Source organism: Dapis purpurea BLCC-M126 (genome assembly GCF_050015975.1).
In the GTDB taxonomy this organism is placed as follows: domain Bacteria; phylum Cyanobacteriota; class Cyanobacteriia; order Cyanobacteriales; family Microcoleaceae; genus Trichodesmium.
The window spans coordinates 1-26,473 of sequence record NZ_JBNHER010000114.1 but is presented as its reverse complement, the minus strand read 5'-3'; the positions used below and the strand labels follow the sequence as shown (position 1 = coordinate 26,473).

The window sequence follows — 26,473 nt, the reverse complement described above, 5'->3', positions numbered from 1 at the left end:
ACTTTACTCTCTTTAGCTACCGTTGGTTCAGTTGGAGTCTTAGCTGCTGCACCAGTAGTTGGAGTTGCTGGTGTGGAAACTTTGCTATCTTTGGCTACCTTTGATTCAGTTGGAGTCTTAGCTGCTGCACCAGTAGTTGGAGTTGCTGGTGTGGAAACTTTGCTATCTTTGGCTACCTTTGATTCAGTTGGAGTCTTAGCTGCTGTACCAGTAGTTGGAGTAGTCGGAGTTGCTGGTGTGGAAACTTTACTCTCTTTTTCTACCTTTGGTTCCGCTGGAGTCTTAGCTGCTGCACCAGTAGTTGGACTTAGTAATGATGGTGATGCTGAGATTTTTCTCTCTTTTTGTACAGTTGGTTCCGCTGGAGTTTTGCTTGCTGCACCAGTAGTCGGAGTTGAAACTTTACTCTCTTTTGCTACCGTTGGTTCAGTTGGATTCTTAGCAGCTGCACCAGTAGTTGGAGTTGCTGATGTGGGAACTTTACCTTCTTTGTTCACTGTTACTTGTTTTTGTTCAGGTGGTGGTGTTGTCTTAGTTTGCTCTTTTGATAAAGCAGGAGATTTTGGAGTTGCTGTTTCTACCACAACAGTATCTTCACTCTTATCAGGAGTAGTTTGTGCTTTCTTGGTTTCCTCAATTTCCTGACCTATAGATTTTTTGAAGCGTAATACATCAAAACCTTTTTGATGCAGCAGTAACCAGGACTGAATCAAATCTGGCCCTTGCATAGCACCTGTTAAAGATGCTCTTAGCGATCGCATTACAATACCTTTCTTGACCTTAATCTTCTGAGTAACTTTTTTAATAGTTTGCTGTGCATCATCCGCTTCTAGAGGTACATCAACAGTTATCATCTCTAGAAGAGAATTAATAGATTGAACAGAATCTTCTTTCTGCATTTGTGCTGCTGCTGCTTCGTCTAGTTCTACAGTAGGAGAGAAGAATAACTTACTCATTTCCACTGCATCTGTGAGGCGAGTCAAACTCGGCCCAATTAATGCTGTTAGTTGTTCTAACCAGGAGCGATCGCCTTTGGGATCTAATTCATATCCTGCTTTTTGCCAAATGGGAATTAATTTATCTGTCAGTTGTTCTACTGATAAACTATGTAAGTATTGACTGTTTATCCAATCCAACTTATCCCAATCAAACTTCGCCCCTGCTTTATTCACCCTTTCAAAACTAAACTTTTGTCCTGCTTCTGCTAAGGTAAATATTTCTTGTGTTGCATCTGGAGGTGTCCACCCCAGCAAACACATATAATTTGCTAGTGCTTCGGGAGTAAAACCCAATTCTTTAAAATCAGAAATTGAAGTTACTCCATCCCGTTTTGACAATTTCCGTCCTTCTTTATTCAGAATTAGAGGTGTATGAGCAAATTCTGGTACTTTTCCTTCTAAAGCTTCATAAAGTAATATCTGTTTCGCTGTATTAGCAATATGGTCTTCACCCCGAATCACATGGGTAATTTTCATATCCATATCATCTACTACCACTGCCATATTGTAGAGGGGTTGTCCTACTTTACCCCCTCCTGCAGCACGGGAAATGACCATATCTCCACCTAGATCACTTCCTTTCCAAGTTACTTTTCCCCGGACCATATCATTCCAGGTAATTATTCGGTCATCATCTATTTTGAAGCGAATTACTGCTTGCCTTCCTTCGGCTTCAAAAGCTGCTTGTTGTTTTGCTGTGAGGTTCCGGTGGCGGTTATCGTAGCGGGGTGCTTCTTTTCTTGCTTTCTGAGCTTCCCGCATTTTCTCTAGTTCTGCTGCTGTACAATAGCAGCGATAGGCTAATCCTTTGTCTAGTAAATCTTGAGTTGCTTTTTGGTATAGTTCTAGACGTTGGGACTGATAAGATGGTCCTTCATCCCACTCTAATCCTAACCAGGTTAGTCCCTCCGTAATATTTTTAGTATATTCTGGACGCGATCGCTCTACATCTGTATCTTCTATTCTCAGGATAAATTTTCCTTTCTGGTTTCGTGCAAATAACCAGTTAAATACAGCAGTTCTAGCTGTACCGATATGTAAATTTCCTGTTGGGCTTGGGGCCAAACGAACTCTAACACTCATATCAATTTCTATTTTAGTTTTTTGTTTTTAGATTTTCTTCATACTTCTGATTAAATCTGAGAAGATATATAATTTACCAGAGTGATGTAAAAATCTCTAATTTTGATACTGACTTGATTTCCTACTTTTACCACAAAAATTAGGCTTTCATCAAACAGTTATATTTATGAAATTTGTTATGAGTGTTAAGTTACTGATTCTACGGGACTGACGGGATTCGAACCCGCAACTTCCGCCGTGACAGGGCGGTGCTCTAACCAGTTGAACTACAGTCCCTTTTTTCAAGCCATATATAATTATGGCGCTTTCCACTTTCTTTGTCAAGCATTTCTCTAAATTTTTTTTGAATCTTTCTGTTTTTTTTAGCAAAACCTTTCCTGTACAAGGATTTTAAGAGTTTGATTTTTTTTCTTAATTCAGGATTAATAGAGAAATTCTCCAACGCATTTCTTTTGCTTTTGACTTTTTAATTTTGACTTTTGACTTAAATGACTAGAGGTTAGTGCTGAAAATGAGAACCTGAGTTAATTGTAGGTGGTTAAAATTATTATCGCTGACCAGGATGAGTGATCGCTGACCATCTACCAATCTTGGGCCAAATGTCATTCCTTCAATATTGTCTGAGATTAATTCTAGATTGCTCAAATCTAACAGTAATTCTTTTTGTACGGGAGAAATATTAGTCAATTGAGTATTTAAGCTATTAATTTGTTGAATATTATCTGCATTTAACAAATCAACTTGAAATAGTTTAATCACATTTCCAGTTTCTAGAGAAAAAGACCTTTCTAGACTTAAAAGATGAGTATCATCTAACGCTATTAGTTCTACTAAACCATTCGTCTTAAAACCACCTAAATTATTAGATGTAGAAGTAATAGGTTCTGTAATATATAAAAATTCTTTTTCTGGCTGACCTTTAATTAAATTATACTGTAAAATTCGACAAGGACTACCAGTAGAGATATTTGCTTCTACACCATCTTGAACTAAAGCATTTTCTGTAGCAGTGAAGAGATATTTTTTGCTAGGAGTAATAGTTAAATTTTCCAAAGCTGAATTATTTCTAACTCCACTGTCAGCTTGTATAAGAAACTTTTCAGGAATTGGCAAATTTCCTATTTGTTTACCTGCTAGAGAAAATTCTTTAATAAATGGCTGTATTTGACGTTTTCTATCTCCTTCAGAAGAGATAAATAAATGAGTTCCAGTAAAAGTAATTCCTTCAGGGTCAAGACTCAAAGGAGGAAATGGTTGACCTATTTCATTTAATAAAGTTGTGACATCTATAAAAGTTACAGTTTCCTCTGAGATTTTATCTAGCTCTAGGTCAATTTTTAGAGTATAAAATCGGGCTGGTGCTTTACTACTACGGTCATCAGAAATAGCATAATAAATTTGTTTATCTTGATTGTAGGTTATCCCCGAAAGTCCGCCAACTTCAGTATTTTTAAATTTTAAACCTGTGGGAAAATTTACCTCTCCTAAAAAAGTAATTTGAGGAATAGTTGCTTGAGTCATTGACTTCATAACTATGGCTGTAGTTACCAGAATAACTAAACAAGTAACTAAGGTAAAAATTAAATATTGATATCTTTTGTTTTTTTGATTGTTCATAAATATATCAATAAAATTCAAATAAAAAACTAGTTTGCTAAGTGCTGTTTTTATGTCTCATAACAACGGGAAGCATTTTCATTAATTGATAATGAACAATGAATAATTGAGAGTGTCTCATAAAAACTTTCTCTAATTATCAATTGAAACGGAGAGGCTTTAAACCGGATTTATTAATTATCCATTATCCATTATCCATTATCCATTCTCTATTCTCCCCTACTCCCTACTCCCTATTCTCTATCCCTTAAAAATTTTGACAACCATTTTTTAATATAATAGGTAGCATAACAATCATCTTCATTATAAATAACAATTGCATCTAACAAAGAGCGATCGCCAGTTTTCAACCATTCCTCATACCAACAAACAGATTGAGCGCCATTAGCTTCAGGATTTCGCCATTCAAAACCTAACCAACGGGCAATATTTTTCAGAGCATAACTTTCTATAGGTAATGTAATATTTTTAGTCACAACTTGATGAATATCTACAAATCTTTTTAATAATGGTTTCCATTGGTAAGCCGGAGTTTTATAAAGTTTCGCTAATCTTTTGACAGTTTGAATTTCATATTCACAGAAGTGATAAATTGGAGCGATAGGATATTTCCAAACTAAATCTAAAAATTGATACCAAATTAATTCCTCATCTAGAGGATTTTCGGCTAAATTAACATAAAACTTTTCTGTATTGTAGCGTTTGTCAACTACTAAAACACCATGTAAGTAATCCAGGCTAATGTCTGGTTTAGCTTCAATATCAAAATATAATTCTACAGGTGCATTAACTAACTTAGTTAATGGGTAATAAGCAATTGGTAAAGTTTGACTATCTAGTTCTCCAGTCAATTTTCCATTTCTCAAAATAACCTTATTTTCCCAGACAGATTTAGCTTGTTGCACAACTTGTATTCCAATTCCATCAATAAATTCCGGGTAATTTTCTAAATCATTAGGATTAGCTTGAGCTAGAGATTCTAAAGTTGTTAATTCAAGACTCTTTAATACAGCGTATCTATTAGGGGTTACTCCTGGTAAAAGAGACAAATGTTTTTGAGTTTCAGCAACAGCATGACAGCTATTATACCAAGTACAAAGATTACATTTTTGACGGGAGATAAAGACTTCTGGTTCTAGAGAATTTCGCAACATAGCAATTAACTCAGAAACAGTTTCCTCCATTTGCTGAATTCGCTGTTCTAAATTAACTTTATATAATCCTTTTTTTCGGAGTATCAACCATGCAGTTTCTGGCAAAATTTCTTGAATACTTTCTAATATTTGAGCGTGGAAAGCAGCAACTATTTGATATTCTAATTTCGGACGTTTACTTAATTTAATATCTGTGGGAATATAAACCCAATCACCAAAGCGAGAATATCCTGGTTGTTTAATCAATAAATCTGGATGACTGACGAAATTAATCAATGGAAAATTTTCACTATAAATTTGATTTTGTAAGGGTAATTTTATGGCAGATTGCTGAATCATTAATACTCCCTTATAAATAACATCAACACCTGCTGCCATTAATATTTCTGTAGCCTTGGCTCCTGCTATTAAATTTCCGTTAGGATAATCCGGCTTTTGATAATTATAATTACTGATAATACTAGACCTAAATGCGGAACTATCTTTAATCAATTTCAACAGAAAATCACTCGGAGATTCTTGTTCTCTAAAATCTCCATAAACATCTAAAAATACTTTTCTGGGACAGCGTTGGTAAGAAAGTAGCTGAGAGTCAGTTATAAACATTAATTATTTAGTTAGTGAGTCAGGGACTTAACAACATTCATATTAGTTAACAATATTTCCTGGAATAGGGAGGCTTAAAATACTGAATTTTCTTTTTTCTTGGCCGATTGGATATGGTGAGGTTTCCTCCCTATCCCACCCTATCAGAAGATCCATGAAAGCCCTTTGCTGCGCAACATCAACAACGGAGTTATAAGCCAGCAAAACGACCGCTTTTTATCCCTTTAAAGGGGAGGCTTGAGACCTAATTTTCTGATTAAAAATGTACAGTGATACAAATAAATACGTATATCTATGTTACTTTAATCCACTGCTAGAATAAAAATCAAAGAAAAAATAGCAAGGACTTATTATTACAAAATCATCAAATATCAAAAAAATTAATTTGAAAATAAAAATGTTAAAAAGAACACAAAATCCATCTCCAACTCATCACCTGACGGTACTTTATATTATCGGACTCAGTATAATTGCAGGGTTATTTGTAGTCGCTCAAATTCTAGCAGAAAAATCCCTAAAATATCAATTTGCTAGTTCTCGGGTAATTAACATTGCAGGTCGTCAAAGAATGCTGAGTCAAAAACTGAGCAAAGCTTCATTAGCTATCCAGTTAACCGCTAACCCAGAAATAAAAAAACAACGTCAAGAGGAACTAGAAGGTGTTGTGCAGTTATTCCAACGTTCCCATGAGGCACTACAGTGGGGAGATTCAGAGTTAGGATTACCTGCTAATAATAATAGTCCTACAGTAAAACAAATGTTTGCTGAAATGGACGAATATTATCAAGCAATAATTGAGGCAGCTAAAAGTTTGCTAATAGCTACAAACTCAGATTCAGGACAGAAAAATATTAGCCTTTTTGTAGAAATAATTCTGGAAAATGAGGCAAATTTTCTCCCACGGATGAATGAAATTGTCTTCCAATATGATTCCGAAGCCCAAAAAAAAGTTCAGGAAGCTAGGGAGAGCGAAAATTTTTTCTTGATATTGGCTCTATTACTACTTTTGTCAGAGGGACTATTTGTATTTCGACCTGCAGTGAAACAGGTTAAAGTGCATATTCAAGAAGTGGCCAAATCCCAGCAGCAAACAACCCAGATAGCAGCAGAATTAGAAGAAAAAAATAAGCAATTGGATACGGCCTTAAAAGAAGCCCAATCAGTAGCCAAGCTCAAATCAGAATTTGTGGCCAATATGAGTCACGAAATACGCACGCCGATGAATGGGATAATTGGGATGACAAGTCTACTGTTAGATACTTCTCTAGATATCCAACAACGAAAGTTTATCGAAGTTATCCGTGATAGTGGGGATAATTTGCTGGTCATTATTAATGATATTCTCGACTTCTCAAAAATTGATGCCAATAAGTTAGAGTTAGAAAACCAAGCTTTTGATCTGAGAGAATGTGTGGAATCTTGTTTAGATTTGCTAATTACTCAAGCTACAGATAAAGGACTAGAATTAGCCTATATTATAGATGATTCTACTCCTTCCACAATTATGGGGGATGTAAGTCGGTTGCGTCAAATTATAGTTAATTTAGTCAATAATGCGATTAAATTTACTAACTCTGGAGAAGTAGTAATAAGTGTCACTGGTGAAGAAATTAACTTAGAAGATCGTCAATCTCCTACTTACCAAATCCATTTTGCTGTCAGAGATACTGGTATTGGTATTTCTCCTGAAGGTTTGATGGTACTTTTCCAGCCTTTTTCCCAAGTAGACTCTTCCAGTACTCGTAAATATGGGGGTACTGGTTTAGGTTTGGTTATCAGTAAGCGACTATGTGAAATAATGGGTGGGCAAATGTGGGTTGAAAGTGGGGGAAATGTAGCAGGAAATCCTATAATTGCAAATCAAAATAATTTGGTTTCTGTAAATTCTATTGCTGTAGGCTCAACGTTTCACTTTACAATTTTAACTACAAGTGCTCCTAGTATCCCTAAACCTTATCACAATCCTCAGCCTCAACTGACTGGTAAACGAGTATTAATAGTTGATGATAATTCTACTAATCGACTGATTCTACAAATACAAACTCAAAAGTGGGAGATGATATCTACAGGAGCAGATAGTGGTGCAAAAGCTTTAGATTTGCTGATGAGAGGTGAAAATTTCGATTTGGCTATTTTAGATATGCAAATGCCTGAAATGGATGGTATAACTTTGGCTGCTGAAATTCATAAGTTACCAAAACTGAAAAAACTGCCATTAGTGATGCTAACTTCAATCGGTTACCCAAAAGATAATGCTATGGTGGACTTAGAAGCTTGGCTGAATAAACCGATTAAATCAGGTCAATTATACGAGGTACTGATGAAAATTTTTGCTAGTCAGGAAGTTCGGATTAAAAATCAAGTTCAGCTACATATTAATCGCAATCTGGCAGAACAAATGCCTTTAAGAATTTTACTCACCGAAGATAATGTTGTGAATCAAAAGGTGGCATTGTCGATGTTAAAGCAAATGGGTTATTGCCCTGATGTAGCTAATAATGGTCTGGAAGCTTTGGCAGCTTTGGAGCAAGTATCTTATGATTTGGTGTTGATGGATGTACAAATGCCCGAAATGGGAGGTTTGGAAGCAACAAAATATATCTGTGAAAAATATGGCAAAGAGTTAGATAAAAGACCTATTATTGTGGCAATGACTGCTGGAGCAATGGAGGGCGATCGCGACGCTTGTCTAAAAACAGGTATGGATGATTATATTACTAAGCCAATTAAAGTGGAAGCTCTACAACAGGTTGTGGTAAATTGGGGAACAAGAATTTTGGGAAATATAAATTCAGCATTAGAAGTCCTACCAGAAACAAACTCGGATGTTTCTCACTCTCGATCTACTAGCTTCAGCAATCTTTCTACCGATCTAGTAGACTGGGAAGTACTCGCAATTATTCGTCAAGAAATACAAGTAGAGGGTGAACCAGATGTGGTAAGGGAATTGATTGATGTGTTTCTTAAAGATACTTCACAACTGTTAGCAACGATGAGAAAAGCAATAGATGAATTTGAAACTGAAACTGAAACTTTACAATTAACCGCTCACAATTTGAAGGGAAGTTGTGGAAATTTGGGAATTGTAGGTATGGAGAAAACTTGCGCCTCTCTGGAGGAAAAAGCTAAACTTGGCTTGATAGTTGACACAGAACAACTGTTAATTAAACTGGAAAATGAGTTTGTTATGACTAAATCTGAATTAGAAAATATTAAAATTTAAATTGGGATTCATGATATAATTGCAAAGCACAAAATTTTGCCGTTGAACATTAATCATTTTATGAATCAGAATCTTTCCCAATTGTCAAGTTATCGACAAAATTTTCCGGCTTTAGCTAATAAAAATTATTTTAATTATGGCGGTCAAGGACCGATGCCTGAAATATCTTTACAGGCAATTTATAACTCTTATCAAAAAGTACAAAATCTCGGACCTTTTTCAGGAAAAATTGGTAAGTGGGTGATGAATGAAGCAGCTTTAATGAGAGGAGCGATCGCTGCTGAATTAGGAGTTTCTTCAGATACTATTACTTTGACAGAAGATGTTACTGTAGGTTGTAATATTCCACTGTGGGGTTTAGATTGGCAGGCGGGAGATCATGTATTACTTTCCGACTGTGAACATCCGGGAGTTATTGCGACAATTTATGAGATTCAAAGACGTTTCAATATAGAGGTTTCTACTTGCCCAATAATGGCAACTGTAAATGAAGGAAACCCTGTAGAAGTAATTGAGCAAAATTTACGTCCCAATACAAAATTATTAGTAATTAGTCATCTTTTGTGGAACACAGGTCAAGTTTTACCATTAACTGAAATTGTAAAATTGTGTCATTCTTTATTTTCATCCCCAATTAAAGTATTAGCTGATGCTGCTCAATCTGTAGGAGTTTTACCTTTACAATTAGCAGAAACAGAAGTTGATTTTTATGCTTTTACTGGTCATAAATGGTGGTGCGGACCAGAAGGTTTAGGAGGACTTTATGTAAGTGCTAAAGCCAGGGAAAGTTTAAGTCCTACTTTTATTGGTTGGCGGAGTGTTGTGAAAGATAAAAGAGGTCAACCTATTGGTTGGCAATCTGATGGTAGACGTTATGAAATTGCTACTTCTGCTTATCCTTTATATTCTGGTTTAAGGGAAGCGATAAATCTACATAATCAATGGGGAACTGCAACAGAAAGGTATGAAAAAATTAAAAAATTAAGTGCATATTTATGGGAAAATTTAACCAAAATCCCAGAGATTAAATGTTTACGCACAGCACCCCCAGAAGCAGGATTAGTCTCTTTCCAGTTAACTAATGGTAAATCGCATCAAGAGTTGGTTGAATATTTAGAAAATCAGGAAATTATGGTGCGAACTATTCTCGACCCAGATTGTGTGAGAGCTTGTGTTCATTATTTTAGTGGGGAGGCAGAAATTGATAAATTAGTTGCAGAAATTAAAGCTTTTGTTTAGGCAATTAGGAATAGGGGGGTAGGGATATTTCATAAGACATCTCCAAAAAAAATAGACTTTTTGTAGAAGTAGACAATAGGTAATAGGCAAAAGATTTTCACGAGAAGCACGAAAAAAGTTTTTTAGGTTGACTTTTGCTTGATTCAGCTTATTTACCGAAAAATTAAGGTTTAAAGCATCTCCTTTTCAGGAGGAAAAAATTTCCTTTGAACCAATCCTTCTATTATAGAAGAGGTAATTATTAATTATTGAACTAACTTCTATCCAAGGTTTCTAGAGTGATGTAGGATCACAGTTAACTTAATATAATTAGGACTTACGCAATAGCTATACCTGTAGAGTGCCCTGCAATGCACCTTACACCACAGAAGCCCCTATAACGCCCGAATGCGTCGGTAAGTCCTGAGAATTTCTGGAGATATCTATAAAATTTTCCTACACTAACTATAGTGAGCAGATTTAACCGAATTTGAGATGACACCAAAACTTTTGACTTGATATATAATATTAAACTAAATTTACGTTTTTACTTCTAGCTAAAGGTAAAACACTATGAGATTTATATTAGGAATTATCGCTGTTTTAGCAATTTGGGTAATGCCAGTCAAAGCCGAGATATCTAATACCCGGGTTCAGAAATTAGTCGAAGCTCTACGACTAGCAGCACCGCAAACGGGAACAGAAAATGATGGGTTATATAGCGACTGGCAAGTTAAACCAGATAATATTCCTAGATGGTCGAGAATTTGTACTGGAGAGGAAATGACTGTAGAAGAGTTTGAGGCAAATACAACAAAAGCGAGGGAGATTTTGGGATGCGTTATGGAAGATATTTTAAAAGAACAATATGTTGCTAGTGGTAATGATGAGTTATTAGCAGTGCGTCGAGCAGCAGCATGGTGGATGACAGGAGATCCAAGTCAATATAATCAAGGTGAGATTGCTGAGTATACCGATAAAGTTTTAGATTTCTATCAAAAATAGAAATAATGAGACTCTGTTGCTGAATTAATTAAATGTGTAGAGGCATTTGATTGATACAATGTCTCTACAGTTGTATTTTTCCAATTTTTTTGGGCTCCGTTTCGCAAAGCAGTTTCAAACAGGTCATATCTGATGAAAGCAAATTATTCCCTAACTTGCAACCCGAAAAATTTATGAGTTATTGCTATAATCCTACCTGCCAAAAACCTCAAAACCCAGACAAAAATAAATTCTGCCAAAGTTGCGGGGCAAAACTAATCCTGAGAGAACATTACCGCCTCCTGAAACCAATCGGAATCGGCACATTTAGTAGAACATTCTTAGCAGTTGATCAAGATATTCCCTCAAAACCAATCTCTGTAATCAAACAATTTTTACCCATAGCTACTTCTGGCAAAAATGCAGCACAAAATATCAATGAAATCGAAAAAGCATTAACATCATTTCATAGAGAAGCATTACAATTAGATAAACTCGGAAAACACCCCCAAATTCCCAGTTTATTAGCATATTTTGTTGTGTCATCCTATCAATACTTAGTCCAAGAATATATAGAAGGAAAAAATTTAGCTCAAGAGTTAAAAGAACAGGGAACATTTGGCGAACAAAAAATTAGAAAATTTCTCATAGAAATACTGCTAGTTTTGCAGTTTATACACAAAAATCAAGTCATTCATCGCGATATTAAACCAGAAAATATTATTCGTCGTGGTGCTGATGAAAGCGGGTATGACTGGGGTGGAAATTTATGTTTAGTCGGTTTTGGTGCTGCCAAAGCTATTTCGACTGATACCAATGTCAAAACATTTACAGTCATTGGCTCCCCAGAATATACAGCTCCAGAACAATTAATAGGTCAACCCGTATTTGCTAGCGATATCTATAGTTTGGGTGTTGTTTGTATTCAGTTAATGACTCAATTAGACCCTTTTGACCTTCGCCACGGTGAGGAGTGGTTATGGCAACAACATTTACCCAGACCTGTGAGTACATCCTTGAGTAATATCATTAATAAAATGTTGCAAGTCTCGTTGCCACAACGTTATCATTCAGCAGAAGAAGTTTTAAAAGATTTGATGCAAACATTAGGAAGTTCTTGGGAAGCATTGGAAAGTCTAGAAAGTCATGGTGATAAAGTCAGAACTGTAGCATTTGGTATTGATAGTCAGACTGTAGTTAGTGGAGGTGAAGATAATAATATTAAAGTCTGGATTCTGGGAACCGGGAACGAACCACGAACTTTAGGAGGGTGGATGTTTAGTCATTCGGGATGGGTGCAGGCGATCGCTTTTAGTCCTGATGGTCAAACTTTGGTAAGTGGGAGTAATGACGGTACGCTAAAGATTTGGAATTTAGGTACAGGAAAATTGGTGAGAACTTTGGGGAATTGGTTTGGTCAAGACTGGGGGGCCGTACAGGCTATCGCTATTAGTCAAGACGGTCAGATATTGGCAAGTAGTCATGGTGACAAGACTGTAAAAGTTTGGTATCTCGGCAGTGGTAAAATGCGAGGATTTTTGAAAGGTCATACTGCATGGGTGGAGTCGGTTGCTATTAGTCCCGATGGAAAAGTGTTAGCGAGTGGAAGTGGGGATAAAACAATTAAGTTATGGGATGTGGGAACAGGGAAATTGTTGTTGACCTTGACTGGTCATAGTGATGTAGTGCGGAGTGTGGCGATCGCTCCCGACGGTCAGATATTAGCGAGTGGCAGTAGTGACAATACTGTTCGATTGTGGCAGTTAGCGACGGGAGATTTATTGGGAGTATTGCAGCATCCTGATGGAGTGAATGGGGTGGCGATGAGTCCGGATGGTTTGATGTTAGCTAGTGGGTGTCGGGATGGAAATTTGTATTTATGGAATCCTTACACCATGGAGGAAGTAGGAGTCTTGAGTCAAGATGCCGTAGTGAATGCGGTAACATTTAGTGTAGATGGTCAGATGTTGGCAACGGGTTGTGGGGATGGGAGCATAGGTGTGTGGCGGAGGGTGAGTTAGAATTTGGTTGTGAAATAAAGAGATTCTGAACATAATTATTGTTATGCCATTATTATTGTTATGCCATTGACAAATTATTAAAATTTTTTAAGGGGTTGTAATTTCGGGAAAGGTGTGTTATTGTTATTGAATGTTTGGACGTATAGCTCAGTTGGTTAGAGCGCCACGTTGACATCGTGGAGGTCACAGATTCGAGTTCTGTTACGTCCATTTGACCTCCCCTATCTCAAGCGTTACGCTCTAACAATCTGAGCTATACGCCCAACCTTTTTCTTGTATGTCCTCTTTTGGCCTTTCTTGATAAAACACTTTGCAGTGGTATCAGAGAGGTATCAATTTTGAAACAGAAAAAGGGGACTATTAAGCGGGTTGGCAATGTCTCTATTGAATATTTTTGTGGACACATCAGATTAAGATGGACGTTTGAAGATAAGAGAAAATCTCTTCAAGTATGTCCAAAGGATACGGTTGATGGTTTGCAGTTGGCAACGGCTAAAGCGAAGGAGATAGACTCTGATTTAACTAGATATAAGCTAGGTTTCGGGGGTTATGATGAGTCTTTAGCTAAATATTCAAAAGTCTCTCAGAAGGTGGTAGAACAGGACGATGAGACTGTCTGGGATTTAAAACAGATTTGGGAACGCAATAAGGAATTAAAGAAGGGTAGTATTTCATTGTCTACACAGGCTAATTCCTGGAAGTCAGTAGATAAAATGCTTCAGATGGTTGATTGCAGTCAAAGCGAAGCGAGTGGTTTCGTAGATAGTTTGCTAAAAAGCTACTCTCCAGGGGGTTTGAAGAGACCGTTCGATGATATTGTCGCAGCCACTAATGCTTGGGCTAGACGTAATGATATTAGAAATCCCTGGAGAGATATTAAGTCACTTTTGCCTAAGTCAAAGAAGTCTAGCAATAGAAGTAAGGAAGCGTGGTCTAGGGATGAGATTAACGAGATATTACAGGCTTTTCATCAGGGCAAACATAAGCATTATTATCCCTACGTTGCTTTCCTAGCTTATACGGGTTGTAGACCTGAAGAGGCGATCGCTTTAACCTGGGATGACGTTGATTTAGCTAAAGGAATTATCAGTATCAATAAACGCTTTACTCATGGGAATTTAGCCAAGGGAACTAAGACTAATGACGGTAGGGAGATAAGGATTAATAATAAGTTGAAAGAGTTGTTAATTGGTCAAAAGAATCATGGCGATAATTTTAACCTGGTTTTCCCTTCCGTGAAAGGTACTTACATAGGCCAAAGTAATTTCAATAAGAGGGTATTTAAACCTGTTATTAAGCAATTAAAAGAGGTAGGTAAAATCAGTAAGGACTTACCTACTTATAACCTCAGAAATAGTTTCATCAGTCTTGTATTAAGGGAAACTGAAATAGATATTGCCACTACAGCAAAGATGACTGGGACTTCTGAAAAGATGATTTTACAGCATTATTGGGGTGCTGATGATTCGGTAGTAATTCCTGAGATTTAATTATTATTTGTTGATAGAAGTATTTTGAACTAATTCCTGTCATGTTATAGCTGATTTTATTGCTGGTTTATTGTGTTAAAATAGCCAAGGAATTGCAGCTTGATTATAACTATAAAAGACGGAAAATAATCAAGCTGCAACTATTAACTCATATTAATTAGCTATTAATTAGCAAAGATATCTTAGCATGAATGAAACAGTAAAAGCAAAGCGGGCAATTATAAGTTTTTGTCCTGGGATTGAAGTAGAAGGATTTGAACTGCCGGACGGGTCTTACCATGTATCAATCACGACAGCATCAATGGCCATAGGGTTTGCTAAAAATTGGTTGTCTAGAAATATAAGCCGAAGTGGTAACACCTTTAAAGCTTTACAATTAATTGGTTTTACGAGTTTAGTTTCAGAAGTGGTAACACCTTCTGACGGAGGTGAACAACTTAGTAAGCTAATCAGTATAGACGACTTTTCTCGTATGATTATATACGCTGCATCTAAAGGCAAAAAAGAGGCCATAGCTTTAAATATGGCACTAACAAAGATGTCTTTAACTGACTTTTTTAGAGATGCTTTTGGTGCAAGACCTCTCACAATTGAAGAGAAAAGGAAGGCGTTTTATGAGACTTATGTTGCTTCGTTAGGCTGGGAAGGTTGGTTAATTATGGATAGGTGGGAAGATGAAATTATTTTAGAATCTTACCTATTTTTAACGGGTGACATGAATTAAAGAAAACTCCCACTAATACTAAGGGGTGCTTAGATTAATCAGGGCAGTTGGCCTCAACTCCTGAATTCTGAGTGCCCCTTTGAACTTTGCTTTTCAGTATGACTTTTAATCCGACTTTATAGTAGAAGCGATCGCTATTACCACTAAGTATCAATTACTATTAATCGCTGAAACCTCCACCAAGCAACACTTTTACTTTTGTCACAGGTGTACCAGGGGGGATTATAATTACCCGCTAGGGGTATGTGTGACAGACAAAATGGTTGGTTTGGGATGACAAAAGTCTATAGTTGTTGATTGATGGCCACTTCTGTAATTACTTCGTTAAAAGCAAGTTTAAATTGAACTAGCGACCTTGGATATTGTTGCGATTATTTGCTCAACAGTTAAAAAAAAAATAACTGTCTACCAGGGTGTGGTGTAAGTGATAGATACCTCAGTAGACAGCTTTTTACTTTGATTTACTTTTTACTTTTAGAATCGCTATTTCCTTTGACTTCTTTAGGCTTGGATTTACTGTTATCTTCATTGCTATCGGTTTTGCCGACAGCTTTTTTTGTACTTTAAAATCCTGATTTTGCCAGCAAGTAGTTCAAGACTCCACCCACAATCGAGGTCAATATAACCCCCCAAATAAAGGCGTTAATGCCATTTACGGTTTTTTCTATTTTCCTAGTCCTAGCATCAATAGATTTTAGCCTACTTAATACTTCATCCTCAAAACTCAAAGGTTCTTCAGGTTGACTCTTTTTTCTGTTCCAAAACATCAGGTGTTAGGCTCCTTTGCTTGTCTTGCTACTTCCCCTAGGCTTCGACTTTCCGTTGTCTTCGTCGTTCTTGGGTGAGTTGCTGGTAAGGGAGTTCTCCTTTGTTTTTTTTTCAATTAACGACTTTACGGTCTCTATCTTGTTTATCTCCTCCATGGCGGGTACAATGCCCTTCTCTATCAGGTAAATTATTATTTGTGATTTTGACCTACCCTTCTCTATTTCAAGCATCTCTATGATTGCAGCCAAGTCATCAGGTATGGTTATGCTAGTTTGTATACTCATTAACTTATTTAATATTTAGTAGTATATGGTTGACATCTTAGTAAATAGTTAATAGGATATTGATATGAACAAACAGGAAACACCGACTGGATATAAAAGCGTCGCCTTTAGAATCACGGGATGTTACCCAATAAATCACTCATATCTCATGTACAAGTTCAGGATATCTCATTATTAGGAGTCTTGTCTAGTTGTTCATCGTTTCATCTGCAATGAACCATTTAATGAGGCTTTCAGTAAACATTAAGTAGATATTCACAATCTAAATCAACACTTATAAAAGGAGAAATGTTCAACGAAAAAACAATCGACCGAATCAAAACAAGTATCTATGTTGCGTTAGGAGATAAAGATTTCTTTACCAGAAAAAGTCTGTTAGAAGCTCTAAAACGTGCGGGGTTGAAATTATCCAACACTCAACTTACCAGGGACGTTCAGTTACTTTCACAATGTCAGATTAAAGGATTTACTCACTTTAAATATGACAAAGGTTACGACCTCAAAAGTTGTGAAGCAATAGTGGCTTACAGGTTCCTAGCAGCAACTAGAGGACGCGCCCAAGCAGTTTATCACTTAAACACAATTATCGACCTATTAGAGGAAACAACCAACTATGACAACGAACAACGGGGCAATCATACAACAGTTGAATGTAAAGCAACAGCAATCGGTTAAGCAATTCAGTCAATCTGACAACAACGACGATGCTCGTATGCAAGCTCGTAAAGATGCGATTGATTGGGGTCAAGCCTACAAAAAGTATCTAACTGATTACAAAGAGGAAGCCCGGATGATTATCCAAGAGAAAATCCTCAAAGAGAAAGATGAGAAATTGGAATCACTAGACCTAGATGAATCTATATTTTTCCCTGGTTTACCATCCAGTCCACACTTAGGCTGATGGCTGTAGCTTACGAAACGCTAGACTGTAACACTTACGGGATTTCTAATAAACCCAGAGATTATCGCCAAGTTTTTGTTGAAATATCCGTAGGTGAGCATATTTACATTATTTCATCGCCCATTGATTTTAACGAAAACGGTTTCACTGAAATCGAAGTAGAAATCAAGCTAGCGACATTGAAAAAACGATGAAAAGAAAAGTCAAAACACTTATAGAGCCTGCTTTCCTTGCAGGTTTCATGCTAGCCCTTATGCTAATTTCCACACCGATAATTATGGCAAGTACATTTAGTAAAGGAGTAGAAGAAGTTGGGATTACTGAGTAAATACTTTAAAGGTGAAGTTACTGAAAAATCTTCATCTGCAATCGGAGACGGCAATCACGCCATCAACAAAGATGAAATTATCACGGGAGGTGCTTTAGGTCGATTCTCTCCTGAACATACTCCCAACTGGCAAGGCATTCAATCAGTACCAACTGTAGACCAGGCAAGGTATATGTCTGCTGAAGAAGCTAAAGCGTTAACTGCTCACAGGAAGCAACTAGCAGAAGCTAAAAAGGCAGCCAGGGTAGGGTATCAGGAATTACAGAGAATTGATAAGTACGACACCCAAGTGGTTAATTATTACTCTCGTTACGCAAAAAGTAACGCAAGGGAAGGTCTAAAGCAAACCCGCAAACTTGCTAGCATCGGCCGTACTTTGCACTCATTGAGACCTGGTTACGCTGGTATTAATACTGGATTACAAAAAGCTGATGACTCAGCACAACAACAGATTGAAGCGATAGCTAACACCCTAAAACAATAGAAACCAGGAGCTACCTATTTACTCAATGGGTAGCTTTCCTGATTTCTTTTCCTAACCAACAATGACCACGACTAACAACCATGAATAATTTATCACAATTTTACTTCCTTTGGGGATGTCTGCTTTCTGGGTTATGCGGTTCATCTCTACTCCATTTAGCAATCAAAAATTCTCAAACTTTACAATTACCCATAATCATAGTTCTGTTTGCTGCAAAGGCTGTAGCTGCTTTTCTATGGCTTGAAAAAGATTTGAGAATATGGTCAATCGTTATCGGTATTAGCTTGTTAGGAGGTTGCCTAGTATGGATTTAAGACCATCCCTGCTATTGGAGATGTTGAAATCTTTCCGTACCCTGCTAATATCAGTAGCTTCAACATCAACAATCGCATCCTTGCTCCTGTTTGTTGCCCCTACAGCATTAAAGGATGACACTATCAAGTCAATCTTTTACTCAGGAGGACTTTTGTCAGGTTTGAGTACAATTGGACTATCCATGGCCATCAACCGCTACTCACCGATATTTACTATCTTGAAAAAAGCGGACGATGAAACTTTTACCCACACGATAGCAACATACATTTATGAGCAAAAGCAGGGTATCAATCCTGACTTCGACCAATTACCTGTTACAGATGAACCGATTGATATTTACCCGGAGCAGCTTCCTGATAACGTTTCCATTAACACTTCCGAACAAATTTCAGCTAGCCTAATCACGGAAGTAAGTAAGTTAGTAAGTGAAGGTAAGTCAGATACATTTATCATTGAGAATGTGTTGCAGTGCAAAGGTAGAAAGTACCAGGAGGGTAAGGTCAAACTTGGTGAGATTAAAGAGCTGATAGCTCAACTAAATCAGCAAAATGAATCAAATATCGACGCTTGGAGTAGTCCTGGCTGATGGCCGCGAGACTAGAGACAAGTTGTATTTTTTTCTTGCTTTTATTGGGTATAGTTATGTGTGAAAATTTATTATATAAAATTATTATATAAATTTGTTATGTGAATTCTGAACATATACCTCCCCCCCAAAAAAAAATTGAGCAGTAGGGTTGTACTTAGGAACCTTAATATTCACAAGATAATTAAGCAGGGATAGGTGCAGTCAGGTCGGTTAGAAACCTTTAATGTTCCGGACATAATTAACACCAACCAAAACCACCTTCTCAGTGGCCTTGAAGTTTAGCTAGGTTGTGCATAAGAACCTTAAGGTTTCCGAAAAAGTTAAGTCAACCTCCATCAACGCCAAAACTACTGCAAGGTCGCTCTAGGGACTATTAATATTTCTCGAACAGGTGAACCGTACTTACTTGGGGTTCAACTTCTAATTCTATATAGTTTTAGAAGTTCTTTTCCCGTATAAGCAATCAAACTTTTACCCCTGTGCCAGTGCGACTATCTCCTCAGTCAGAACGAGTAGAAAGATTGGCAATATTGCAACATCTCTCTCTTTCACATTCTCCACGTTAGCCGAATTTTGAGGAAATTTTTACTCAATTAAATTTTTTTTTTGCACGTTAAAATGGTTTCTCTGTCATGTGTAGCTTGTAAATAATACTTTTGCCGTCAATATAAAAACTCAAATAGAGATGGGATAATTACTCAGTTTTCTCATTGTTCACTCATTTCCGAAAAGTAGCGCTACAATCGGATCAACTCCATAAAAGTTTTTGCAAATTAAATACAAGTTTTTAGAAATTTATGGACAGACAAAAAAACACACGGTCGTCACAACCGCGTGTCTCTTACAAACTTAAATACTTATGGATATAACACCTATGAATATAACGTGTAAACAAGTTTTCGGCAACTCTCCTACATTCAGATTTCGCAAGAATTCCTGTTATGGCAATAGTTACCATAACCCTATATCTGGCCAATATCCTCAAATCTCAGCCAACCTAGCACTATATGTAGGGGGTGTGAGATGAGTGAAAAATGGACTAAGTTCTCTAAACTCACTGAGAATTGCCCCATCTGTGGTGGCAAACACAAGCGATGCAGAACTAACGGCAGTTTGGTTATTTGTGGTGAGGATTGGCAAATACCAGGTTGGAAAAATCACGGTCAAGACAAAGCAGGCGTTGGATATCTCTACAGACCTGATTCGTCTCAATCCTCAGAGTACAGACTCCCAAAACCAGAACCTGCAAAGCCTTCAAAGGTGTCACACTTAACCCAAGGGAAAATTAATAACCTCCTACTGGATATGCTGTGTCAACAACCTGTAGAAGATTGGGCAAGGGCTGATTTGTTAAAGCGTGGGGTTGAACCAAGTGGGTTATTAGGTAAGTCATTCCCAAGGGGGGTGATAGATGATAAGTATGATGGTTTACCTGGTACATATAGAGATAGTCAAGGTAGGCTGAGGACGGTAGCTCCTAGCAATAGTTACTTTTGCCCCATATTTAACGAGAACGGCTTAATTGTTGGCGGTCAACTAAAAGTCAAAGATGGTAAGTACATCTGGTTGAGTGCTGGCAATAAAGGTGGCTACACTCAGCATATTAACGGCAAAACGCCCCATACTCTCTGTGACTCCAACCAAGACAAACGGGTTCAGTTTTTTGTTAATGAAGGGAAAGGCAGTAAACAAAGGAAAAATATTGTTCTGTTCAGTGAAGGTTGCCTCAAACCCTACATAATCAACCAATTATCCGGCTATCCTTGTATCGGCGCTGTTGGAGGTAATTTCAAAGGTAATTTCGAGCAAATAGATAAATTCATCGGAAAAGTCACTAACAACAACCCAGACCAGTTTACTTTTGCTGTTGCTGCTGACGCTGGTAGCGGGATTAATGATTTAGTTTTGAGTCAATACAAAGCTTTGGCTAGGTGCATCAAAGAAAAATACGATAAAAGACTTCATGTCACCTGGTACGGTCAGTATACGAAAAAGGAACATCTTGATTTCGATGATATTTTAGCTACTGGGAAAGCCAACTATCAATTAATTCCTTTTGATAGACTTATCAGAAAAAATAAAGAGTTCAGGAAAGTCCAAGAAAAAAAGAGGTTTACCGCAAAACATAAATTCTCATCAAGATACATCCCTGTAAATGACCATTTTTGGGATAGAGGTCACAACCCAATATTCAATTTCACAGAGAATGTGAATCAAGGTAAACGGAATGTCTTAGCCCTAAAATCCCCTATGGGTACAGGCAAAACTGAAGCGTTAAAAAAGATGCTTGAGTTATTGAATTGTGGGATATTTTTAATTGGGTATCGTAACAGCTTACTACTACAGACAGGGGAAAGGATACCAAGAATTTATCACCAAACAGAAATCGTAAACAGGGGTCAATTTGCAGCAAAAACAGAGTCTATCGCGTTGTGTATTGATAGTTGTTGGAAAATCTCGGTTGAGGATGTTCAGGGAAAAGTAATCGTGCTTGACGAAGCACCGCTGGTTTTAGAGCATTTACTCACAAGTGACACTTGTAAATCCAGAAGGTATGAGCTGATTAGCCATCTTGAGGTGTTACTAGCTAATTGTGCTGGTGTCGTAGTTATGTCAGACCAACTTACCGATAAAGAAGTCGAGCTTGTTCAGAAGGCTTCCAACATAGGGGATGACAATACTCTGACAGTCGAAAATACTTACCAGATGCCGTCGAGAAAAGTGACTATGTATGATTGTGAAAGGCATCTTAGACAGGCTATAAATGACGCTGTAACAAAGGGTGAGAAGATTTTCTTGCCTAGTGACTCTCAAAAGTTTACTGAAGCTTGGGGAAGGAAAACGATTGAGGATATTAAGTCTGATTGCAGAGTGTTGATTATTAACTCAGAAACCCTTTACCAGAAGGAAGTACAGGACTTTCTCAAGTCACCTAACGAACATTTGCACCTCTATGATTTTGTGCTGACAAGCCCTACGGCTGAATCTGGCTTAAGCATAAACGATAAATACTTTGACGCGATATATGTTAGATGGACTCACTTAGGGTTAGACGCTTGCACCCAGATAATGCACAGAGTAAGGGAGACAGACTGTCCGGTACATCTGTTTGCTTATTCGGCAAGGAACGCAAGCAAAACTGAACGTGACTTACAAAAAGACAAACGTAGCCGAATCTTTGAAATGGCAGAGCAATCATACAAGCTTGGGAACCATTACCTGGATGATAAAGACTTTCGTCGTGCAGCTATGCAAGCTCTAGCCTATGCGATAGAGGATGAGCAACAGTCCCTATTTTCTGCTTATTTAGACGACATCAAGGAAGTGAAGCTACTAGAACAACATAGTTTTAGAGATTTGTTGTCACATGAACTTAGGGCTAGAGGATACGAAGTAGTTGAGCCAGAAGCTATAGAGATAAACGACGATAAGATAAAGACCTGGAATCAATCAGAGACTATTAAAACAGAAAAATCTCAAGCTATTTTTGACGCAAAAGACTTAGATGAACAGGAGTATGAGAAGTTAAACAGAAGGGAAACTAGGACTCCTGAACAGATGGCAGAGCTAGGAAAGTACAGGCTAAAAAGTCAATTCCCTGGAATAGAAGAATCAACAGAATGGGGGGTTGATTTTATCAAAGCCGTAACCTTTGACAGTCCAGGCTTAAAGAGGACGACATGGGTTAGATATCTGTCTGAAAACCCCGAATTAAGTTCACTCCTTAGAAGCAAAAACGCAGCTTACGCGCTAGGCCACGGCTTAACGATAGACGATACCGACATGACTTACGCCCTAGTGGAAGAGCTAATGACTCTACCTTTTCATCTGATAGAAGGTAACAAAGACTTAAGTCAAGATAGCCCTGAAGTTAAAGAGTTTATATCAAAAGCAGAAGAGTGCCGTCACTTGCCAAAAAGGGGGAAATTAGGTGATATCAACTACTTGAGCAAAATATTACAGACGATAGGTCTAGCTATGTCCAAACCCAAGCAAGTCAGGAAAGAGGACGGGAGTAGAACGAGGTTCTATGAGATAGTAGATTCTCTCCGCTATCACGAGACTGACAATGAAGGCAAAATCATCAGAGACATCATGCTCTACCCCCTGTTGAAACCTTGCCTAGAGCGTAAATCAGAGGAACTGTTCAAAAAGTATGATGGTGAGTTCTTTGAAAAAGTTAAGACTGATTTTGTGGGAGAAGTTGAGATTGAGCCAGGAACAGCTCTGAACATTGAAGAAGGTTTAATTGAAACAGATGAAACTGAAGCACTGCTAAACAACAGGGCTGGTAACAAGCTACAGACTCCTACCGTTAGAAGCTTCAAAGAGAAGAGAACACCTACTGTATCGTTAGCAGCGAGCAGACAAGAACACACGCTAGCTGACAGGGGAAATGCTAAACCTACGGAGTATGATAAGCCAGAAGACAAAGTAATCCGAACTTCCTACAAGAAGGGAAACAAAGTCTGGAGACCAGGGCGAGTTATCAGGTATGTGTCAGCTGAAGGTGAAAAACTGACGGCCAAATACTTAGGCAAAGCTATTGGCTTGATTAACGTCTGGCTGAGGGATACTAACAGCGGAAAGGAATTTCAGGTCAATCCAGAATATTGTATTTAAAGGAGATAATGAATTATGTCAAAACACACAGGAACGCCATTTTTCAAGGTTTATACTGACTCTGAGTTGAAAGAGAAATTAAAATACTACTCAAAGTTGTACGATACCAACCAATCCCAAGTTATAAATATGCTTGTCAGTGCTTGGGTTGATGAAATAGAAAGAACTACCCCAATTAGAGACACTTTCGGTATGGCCAAACGAGGGGACGTTAAAGCAGCCTAAAACCATGGTGAAAAACTATGAAGACGGCAAGGGTATCTGTGAAAATTTATTATATAAAATTATTATATAAATTTATAATATAAAAAATCAAACATAACTACTCCCTTTATCAACAATAATAAATCCATCGACAACCGAATAAAATGGACTCTCAGGTGACCAATTCTAATCTCCGACATTCTCTAAGCGGTATGACAGCATAGCATAAGACTAACTCCCACCAAGCCATTTTTTAATCTCCATGGTATCAAATTGGTATCTTTCAGCTAAAATAATTCACAGGAAAGACCAAAAGAGAGCAGAGATAAAGGTTTGGCGTACTTAGTAATTGTTCGTTGACATCGTGGAGGTCACAGATTCGAGTTCTGTTACGTCCATTTTATGTATAATAATGGTTTCAGACTTTCTTGATAATCTTTTATCTTCCTGTACCTTGGTAAAGATACGAGATAAATACCAATTAAAGGATTTTTGAGTAAAAAGAAAAGGCCGTGGACGTCAAACTGACTAATTGTAGATTATCCATTTATTGATAATTTAATACGCCATTTACTCACAATATTTTTTAAATTTATTGGCAACCAATAATCATATTGAGAATATACTGGTAATCTTTTAATTAACTGCCATCCCCCAGACTCTAAAACTTTTGCTAAAGCTTGATAGTAAGGGTGAGGATAATCAGGATTAACTTCATCATAAGGTCCAATGCCGCCCAAGTCTCGCGCTCCATTTTCCAAACAAGCTAATAATATTTCTGGTTTTGTAACTAAATTAGGAGGAATTTGTAGGGTAATACTTGAGGGTAAAATTTGACTGGCGATCGCCACAACTTCCGGCAATAAATTAAGATCAAAACCTTCACCATTCCATATTTCTTGATTACCAGGGCTGTAGGGTTGTAGAATAACTTCTTGAATATGACCCCATTTTTTATGAATATTAGCGATCGCTTCTAATGTTTCTTTCCAGTCAGTTACAGTTTCTCCAATTCCTAATAATAAACCAGTAGTAAAAGGAATTCTTAATTCCCCAGCCCATTCTAATTGTTGTAACCGTAAATGTGGTATCTTGCTAGGAGCATTTCTATGGACTGTTTTTAGTAATTTAGGTGTTATCTGCTCCAACATTAGTCCCATTGATACATTTACCTGTTTCAACTTTTTCATTTCTGCCCTACTAAGTAGCCCTACATTGGTATGGGGAAAAAATCCTAAAGATAGAGCTAGTTTACATAAATCATAGATTAGTTGAAACCAAGCTTGTCTGTATTGGCTATTCGGATGTACTTCACCGCTCAGAATCAAAATCTCAATTATACCTTTATTTTTGAGATATAGTAATTTTTTTTCTGCTTCTGATAGACTCAGCCAAAAACTTTTGCCTGGATCTGAGCGAAAATTACAATAGCTACAATGATTAAAGCATTCATAAGTAGGAACTATTGTATAAGCAGGACTATATGTAACAATTCTAGACATGGGTGAGGCATTAAATTCAGTTAGTTACTATGTGAGTCAGCTATATTATTTCAGTTTCCCTATTCTTTATTCCCTGTGGCCGAAAACCAAAATTTTTTCACTTACTTATTAGTTAAGCAAGATTCTTTGTATAAGGACTCAGGTAATTTTGACCAGTTTTTCGCGATAGATAGCCATTTGTGTTATCTCAATGCACTGTTTGTTCGTGTGCTTTGTCCAAATATTATAAAGTTACCATGCGTGTAGAAGTTTGTTGCCAAGCTCTGCTTGCTGATTTACTGCCGACTATTGATCCGCAACGTTCTGGAAAGTGTTTAGATGTGGGTGTGGGGACATTTGCTTTTTATTGTCAACTATTTGCAGAATTGGGCTTTGAGACGATTGCTGTTGAACCGTTGCCTGTGAAAAAGTTAAAGCAGTTAAGTGACCATTCCAAATTGAAACTTTTACCAATCTGTTTGTCGGATCGGAACGGGGAACAAACCCTATATTTAGGAAAGTTCGCAGGTTTATTTAATAGTAACTTTAGTTCTCTTTCTCCGCAATGGTTCGGGGCTTCGAGAAATCAACTCATAGTGCCAACTCTCACCCTCCAGACATTAATCAAACAAGAAGCGATTACCGCTATTACCTGTTTAAAACTAGATATTGAGGGCTGGGAATGGCAAGTCTTGCAACAACTAAGTGACCTATCTTCAGACTTACTGCCCAAGGTTGTAATGTTTGAGTATGGTGGCGGGGTAAATAGGAAAAAACAACAAAAGGGTTGGTCTCCAGAGTTTTTTACTAAAACCCTGCAATGTTTGGAACTTCTTAAGAGTTGCGGTTATACCCATAGCCTGATGTTAGATTATTCCCCCAACATTAAAGAACTACATTTTGATCTTAGTCGTCTTCCATCCCAGAAACTTGAAGCCCTTTTTGCCCAAAAGTGCATTTACGGCAATATTATTAGTTTTCTTGATTATTGTCCTCAGCCAAGGGCAGTTTCTAAAATATGTGCCCCATATTATCGTCTCACACTGATAGAACATTTGATTAATAGGCTAGTTTCCAGTTAATTTCTTGAAGTTTGCTTGCTTGTTTCCTAGTAAGAAAAAGTCCATCATAATTCCAAAAAGTAGACAATCACAGGAAAATTAGGTTTGAAGCTTGACCAATAAGAGGACTACTTTTTGATTGATTTAAAGTAAACAGTATTATTTTTTGTAAGATAAGCTCTACTTATTAATTAGATTTAATACTTTAGGCACAAACCCCTTTACAAAACGAAATAAACTAGCTAAAGTATTAATAACGGTCAAGGAAAAAAACCTTATACCGCCGTACCTCGAAAATTTCATACATACAGCAATCA

General features: G+C 37.3%; 19 protein-coding genes and 2 tRNA genes. 15 read left to right on the top strand and 6 right to left on the bottom strand.

Features of this window, described 5'->3' with window-relative positions:
• The 4 genes from gltX to ACP6PL_RS10525 form a co-directional block, all read right to left on the bottom strand.
• Nucleotides 1-2,081: glutamate--tRNA ligase (gene gltX, locus ACP6PL_RS10540; protein ID WP_426545211.1), on the bottom strand; the 2,081-nt coding region annotated here is incomplete at its 3' end.
• A gap of 202 nt (nucleotides 2,082-2,283) precedes the next feature.
• A tRNA-Asp gene (locus ACP6PL_RS10535) sits at nucleotides 2,284-2,357 on the bottom strand.
• A 216-nt stretch (nucleotides 2,358-2,573) separates the two neighbouring features.
• On the bottom strand, nucleotides 2,574-3,698 hold the full coding sequence (locus ACP6PL_RS10530) for an esterase-like activity of phytase family protein (RefSeq protein ID WP_426545210.1): 1,125 nt from the start codon (nucleotides 3,696-3,698) through the stop codon (nucleotides 2,574-2,576).
• Nucleotides 3,699-3,931: 233 nt separating this feature from the next.
• The gene (locus ACP6PL_RS10525; RefSeq protein ID WP_426545209.1) at nucleotides 3,932-5,458 is read right to left on the bottom strand and encodes a TM0106 family RecB-like putative nuclease; all 1,527 of its coding nucleotides are present in this window, start codon (nucleotides 5,456-5,458) and stop codon (nucleotides 3,932-3,934) included.
• Nucleotides 5,459-5,855: 397 nt separating this feature from the next.
• Here ACP6PL_RS10525 and ACP6PL_RS10520 point away from each other — a divergent pair, with 397 nt between their 5' ends.
• From ACP6PL_RS10520 to ACP6PL_RS10490, 7 genes are all read left to right on the top strand, one after another.
• The gene (locus ACP6PL_RS10520) at nucleotides 5,856-8,681 is read left to right on the top strand and encodes a response regulator (RefSeq protein WP_426545208.1); all 2,826 of its coding nucleotides are present in this window, start codon (nucleotides 5,856-5,858) and stop codon (nucleotides 8,679-8,681) included.
• Nucleotides 8,682-8,741: 60 nt separating this feature from the next.
• Complete coding sequence (locus tag ACP6PL_RS10515) at nucleotides 8,742-9,920, top strand: aminotransferase class V-fold PLP-dependent enzyme (RefSeq protein ID WP_426545207.1); 1,179 nt, start codon at nucleotides 8,742-8,744, stop codon at nucleotides 9,918-9,920.
• A gap of 552 nt (nucleotides 9,921-10,472) precedes the next feature.
• On the top strand, nucleotides 10,473-10,904 hold the full coding sequence (locus ACP6PL_RS10510) for a hypothetical protein (protein ID WP_426545206.1): 432 nt from the start codon (nucleotides 10,473-10,475) through the stop codon (nucleotides 10,902-10,904).
• A gap of 173 nt (nucleotides 10,905-11,077) precedes the next feature.
• A complete protein-coding gene (locus ACP6PL_RS10505) occupies nucleotides 11,078-12,904 on the top strand; it encodes a protein kinase domain-containing protein (protein WP_426545205.1) in 1,827 nt (608 codons plus the stop codon).
• 136 nt (nucleotides 12,905-13,040) lie between these two features.
• A tRNA-Val gene (locus ACP6PL_RS10500) sits at nucleotides 13,041-13,114 on the top strand.
• 128 nt (nucleotides 13,115-13,242) lie between these two features.
• Entirely contained in the window at nucleotides 13,243-14,394 is a 1,152-nt protein-coding gene (locus ACP6PL_RS10495) for a site-specific integrase (RefSeq protein WP_426545204.1), read from the top strand.
• 187 nt (nucleotides 14,395-14,581) lie between these two features.
• The gene (locus ACP6PL_RS10490; RefSeq protein WP_426545203.1) at nucleotides 14,582-15,118 is read left to right on the top strand and encodes a hypothetical protein; all 537 of its coding nucleotides are present in this window, start codon (nucleotides 14,582-14,584) and stop codon (nucleotides 15,116-15,118) included.
• Nucleotides 15,119-15,891: 773 nt separating this feature from the next.
• Here the strand turns inward: ACP6PL_RS10490 and ACP6PL_RS10485 are convergent.
• Nucleotides 15,892-16,170 (bottom strand): hypothetical protein, encoded by a 279-nt coding sequence (locus ACP6PL_RS10485; protein ID WP_426545202.1) that lies wholly within the window; start codon nucleotides 16,168-16,170, stop codon nucleotides 15,892-15,894.
• Nucleotides 16,171-16,458: 288 nt separating this feature from the next.
• On the opposite strand from ACP6PL_RS10485, the gene ACP6PL_RS10480 reads away from it, so the two are divergent.
• From ACP6PL_RS10480 to ACP6PL_RS10450, 7 genes are all read left to right on the top strand, one after another.
• A complete protein-coding gene (locus ACP6PL_RS10480; protein WP_426545201.1) occupies nucleotides 16,459-16,845 on the top strand; it encodes a hypothetical protein in 387 nt (128 codons plus the stop codon).
• Nucleotides 16,784-17,071 (top strand): hypothetical protein, encoded by a 288-nt coding sequence (locus tag ACP6PL_RS10475; RefSeq protein WP_426545200.1) that lies wholly within the window; start codon nucleotides 16,784-16,786, stop codon nucleotides 17,069-17,071. Before ACP6PL_RS10480 ends, ACP6PL_RS10475 begins: the two co-directional genes overlap by 62 nt.
• Before the next feature lie 311 nt (nucleotides 17,072-17,382).
• Nucleotides 17,383-17,883 carry a hypothetical protein gene (locus ACP6PL_RS10470; RefSeq protein ID WP_426545199.1) on the top strand — a complete coding sequence of 167 codons (501 nt, stop codon included), beginning with the start codon at nucleotides 17,383-17,385 and terminating at the stop codon, nucleotides 17,881-17,883.
• A gap of 80 nt (nucleotides 17,884-17,963) precedes the next feature.
• Nucleotides 17,964-18,197 (top strand): hypothetical protein, encoded by a 234-nt coding sequence (locus ACP6PL_RS10465; protein WP_426545198.1) that lies wholly within the window; start codon nucleotides 17,964-17,966, stop codon nucleotides 18,195-18,197.
• Nucleotides 18,188-18,784 (top strand): hypothetical protein, encoded by a 597-nt coding sequence (locus ACP6PL_RS10460; RefSeq protein ID WP_426545197.1) that lies wholly within the window; start codon nucleotides 18,188-18,190, stop codon nucleotides 18,782-18,784. Before ACP6PL_RS10465 ends, ACP6PL_RS10460 begins: the two co-directional genes overlap by 10 nt.
• 1,026 nt (nucleotides 18,785-19,810) lie before the next feature.
• Complete coding sequence (locus tag ACP6PL_RS10455) at nucleotides 19,811-23,410, top strand: plasmid replication protein, CyRepA1 family (protein WP_426545196.1); 3,600 nt, start codon at nucleotides 19,811-19,813, stop codon at nucleotides 23,408-23,410.
• Nucleotides 23,411-23,425: 15 nt separating this feature from the next.
• Complete coding sequence (locus ACP6PL_RS10450; protein WP_426545195.1) at nucleotides 23,426-23,635, top strand: hypothetical protein; 210 nt, start codon at nucleotides 23,426-23,428, stop codon at nucleotides 23,633-23,635.
• A gap of 518 nt (nucleotides 23,636-24,153) precedes the next feature.
• Here the strand turns inward: ACP6PL_RS10450 and cofG are convergent.
• On the bottom strand, nucleotides 24,154-25,116 hold the full coding sequence (gene cofG / locus ACP6PL_RS10445) for a 7,8-didemethyl-8-hydroxy-5-deazariboflavin synthase subunit CofG (RefSeq protein ID WP_426545194.1): 963 nt from the start codon (nucleotides 25,114-25,116) through the stop codon (nucleotides 24,154-24,156).
• 236 nt (nucleotides 25,117-25,352) lie between these two features.
• Between cofG and ACP6PL_RS10440 the strand changes: the two genes are divergently transcribed.
• A complete protein-coding gene (locus ACP6PL_RS10440; protein ID WP_426545193.1) occupies nucleotides 25,353-26,177 on the top strand; it encodes an FkbM family methyltransferase in 825 nt (274 codons plus the stop codon).
• The last annotated feature ends 296 nt before the right edge of the window (nucleotides 26,178-26,473 follow it).